This is a genomic window from Plesiomonas sp. (assembly GCF_051650925.1).
GTDB lineage: Bacteria > Pseudomonadota > Gammaproteobacteria > Enterobacterales > CAMTGL01 > Plesiomonas.
The window spans coordinates 1-3146 of the sequence record NZ_JBOFRH010000520.1 but is presented as its reverse complement, the minus strand read 5'-3'; the positions used below and the strand labels follow the sequence as shown (position 1 = coordinate 3146).

The window sequence follows — 3146 nt, the reverse complement described above, 5'->3', positions numbered from 1 at the left end:
TCGGATTGGGCGGGCGCTTGGATGCGACCAACATTGTTGACAGTGATGTGGCAGTTATTACCAGTATCGACCTTGATCATACCGACTGGCTGGGCAACTCTCGTGAAAGTATTGGCCGCGAAAAAGCCGGTATTTTCCGAGCACATTGTCCGGCGGTGGTGGGTGAGCCGGATATGCCTCAATCTATCGCACAGACGGCAAATAACCTTGGCACAACACTGTACCGTGTCGGCACTGAGTGGGCATATCATCTGTCAGATGCAGAAAATCCATCAACATGGTGCTGGCAGTGTGGTGACATGCAGCGTGATAATCTGCCGTTGCCTCAGATCCCGCTGCCGAATGCGGCCAGTGCATTGACCGCATTGCACCTGAGCGGTCTGCAAGTCAGTGACGATGCTATTTACCAAGGGCTGCTACAGGCTGCATTACCGGGGCGTTTTCAGCAGGTGATGCAAAACCCAACCGTTATTTTAGATGTGGCTCATAATCCGCATGCGGCACGCTATTTGGCGACTCGTCTGCAAGAGCGTCGTACCAATCCGGCACTGGGGCAAGTGTATGCGGTAGTGGGTATGCTGGCAGATAAAGATGCGGCAGGTGCCTTACAGGTTCTGTATCCTCATATTGATCATTGGTTTTGTGCTACGTTGGCAGGGCCGCGTGGTCAGCAGGGGCGTGATTTAGCCGCTATTTTATCGCAGATTGCTGTTCATCATGCCGATGCAGCAGGCCAAAATAGGGTGCGGGTTGCTGACGAGAGTCAAAATCTAGCTGTAGATACGGATATACAGGCATTTGATTCGGTGACTCACGCATGGAATGCGGTATTAACCTGTGCACAGCCACAAGATTTGGTGATTGTCTTCGGCTCGTTTTACACTGTGGCTGATGTGATGGAAGCAATCAGTGCCAAGCCAGCACATCAGCCAGCAAACAAGGAGGGCTAAAGTGGCAAGTCAATTTCAAAATCGTTTAGTCGGTGCCGTGGTATTAGTGGCACTGGGTGTGATTATTCTGCCCGATGTTTTAGACAGCCAGAAAAAGCACCAAGAGGATTTTGCAGCTATCCCTCTGAAACCAACAGTACAAGAGACCGGTAATCGGCCCGATCTGCCTCCGGCAATTTCACAGCCATTACAACCGTTACCTCCGGCGGAGCCTGATTTGCCCGAAACTGTTGATCCAATGCAATCAGCACAAGACAATAACTCAGCGCCAACGCCGGTAGCACCACCAAAACTGGCACCAACCACCACGGTAAAAACGCCGGAAGTGAACAAGCCTGCGCCAACAAAACCGGTGGTAAGTAAACCGATTACACCACCGGTAGTTGCACCTACTGAGGTAGTAAAACAACCGGAAAAAACTAAACCAGAGGCTGCGCCCAGTGGTAAAGCCTACGTGGTTCAGTTGGGGGCGTTAAAAAATGCTGATAAGGTCAATGAATTACTCGGTAAACTTCGTGCCGGTGGATATAAAGCGTACAGTCAGCCTTCACCCGCAGCTTCGGGGCAATTAAACCGAATCTATGTCGGGCCTGATACCAGTAAAGAAAAACTTCTTTTTGCACTGGATGACATGCAGCGTTTGACCGGTTTGCGCGGGCAGGTTCGGGGATTTGATCCGTTACGCCACTAGTTATTTTTGGCGTGAAATTTATATACGCAAACGTTTTCTTTTTTTGTTAGAATGCGCGCAACAGACGCGTCAGGATAAAATATGGTCTGGGTAGATTACGCAATTTTGGGTGTTATTGGTTTCTCGTCACTGGTGAGTTTGGTACGCGGTTTTGTCCGTGAAGCACTCTCGTTAGTGACATGGGTAGTGGCTTTTTTTGTGGCGAGTCATTTTTACCCTGAATTAGCGCAGTACTTTACACAATTTCAAGACCCCATGTTGCGCAATGGAACCGCTATTGCCGCGCTGTTCGTCGCTACACTTATTGCCGGATCAGTAATCAATTATGTGATCGGTCAGTTAGTTGAGAAAACCGGCCTGTCGGGTACCGATCGGGTGTTGGGGATCTGCTTTGGTGCGTTGCGAGGCGTGTTAATTATTGCAGCCATCTTGTTCTTCCTCGACTCTTTTACTGGCTTCTCTAAAACTGAGTGGTGGCAACAATCGGTTCTGATCCCGCAGTTTGGTACCGTCATCCAATGGTTTTTTGAATACCTGAAAGGTTCGTCCAGCTTCCTGCCCAAATTGCCGATGTAGCGCTATGCGGGCACTTGTAGAGGAAATAGAGGAAACATGTGTGGTATTGTCGGTATGGTCGGTTTCACCCCGGTCAATCAATCCATCTATGATGCGCTAACGTTGTTGCAGCATCGTGGTCAAGATGCCGCAGGCATCGTCACCATTGATAGCCAAAATGCGTTTCGGTTGCGAAAAGCGAATGGATTGGTCAAGGATGTATTCGAGGCGCGGCATATGCTGCGGCTGCAGGGCAATGTAGGGATAGGGCATGTGCGCTATCCTACCGCCGGCAGCTCCAGTGCTTCTGAAGCGCAACCTTTCTATGTTAACTCTCCTTTTGGTATCTCTTTGGCACATAACGGTAATCTGACCAATGCCATTGAGTTAAAAAGTAAACTCTTCCAAGTTGCCCGCCGCCACGTTAACACCACCTCTGATTCTGAAGTGTTGCTTAATATTCTGGCCAATGAACTTAACCGTTTTGATCATTATCCACTGACCCAAGATAATGTGTTTGCCGCGGTAAGCGCGCTGCATAAACTGGTTCGTGGTGCGTATGCTTGTGTAGCCATGATTATCGGTAATGGGATGCTGGCGTTTCGTGATCCTAACGGCATTCGGCCTCTCGTGCTTGGCAAACGGTTGCTTGATGACGGGCGTCTTGAGTACATGGTTGCATCAGAAACCGTGGCACTTGATGCGGTCGGTTTTGAATTTGTGCGTGATGTTGCACCGGGTGAGGCGATTTACATCACCTTTGATGGTGAGCTTTACACCCAGCAATGTGCCGAAAATCCGCGCACTTGCCCGTGTATTTTTGAGTTCGTCTATTTTGCCCGCCCAGACTCATTCATTGATAAAGTCTCGGTTTACAGCGCCCGTGTACATATGGGGCAGCGTTTGGGTGAGAAAATTGCACGTGAGTGGCAGGATTTGGATATCGATGT

Annotated in this window: 4 protein-coding genes; all 4 read left to right on the top strand. The window is 49.6% G+C overall.

What is annotated here, in order from left to right:
- Nucleotides 1-950 (top strand): glutamate ligase domain-containing protein (locus ACRC27_RS12445; RefSeq protein ID WP_438640014.1); only part of this gene is annotated, 950 nt, incomplete at its 5' end.
- 1 nt (nt 951) lies between these two features.
- Nucleotides 952-1641 carry a cell division protein DedD gene (dedD, locus tag ACRC27_RS12440; protein WP_438640013.1) on the top strand — a complete coding sequence of 230 codons (690 nt, stop codon included), beginning with the start codon at nt 952-954 and terminating at the stop codon, nt 1639-1641.
- 81 nt (nt 1642-1722) lie between these two features.
- Nucleotides 1723-2217 (top strand): colicin V production protein, encoded by a 495-nt coding sequence (gene cvpA, locus ACRC27_RS12435; protein ID WP_438621636.1) that lies wholly within the window; start codon nt 1723-1725, stop codon nt 2215-2217.
- A gap of 36 nt (nt 2218-2253) precedes the next feature.
- Nucleotides 2254-3146: amidophosphoribosyltransferase (locus ACRC27_RS12430; RefSeq protein WP_438640012.1), on the top strand; the 893-nt coding region annotated here is incomplete at its 3' end.

What these genes read in the sequence shown, in the direction of transcription:
- cvpA (WP_438621636.1), top strand. Translation starts at nt 1,723, where the DNA reads ATGGTCTGGGTAGATTACGCAATTTTGGGTGTTATTGGTTTCTCGTCA.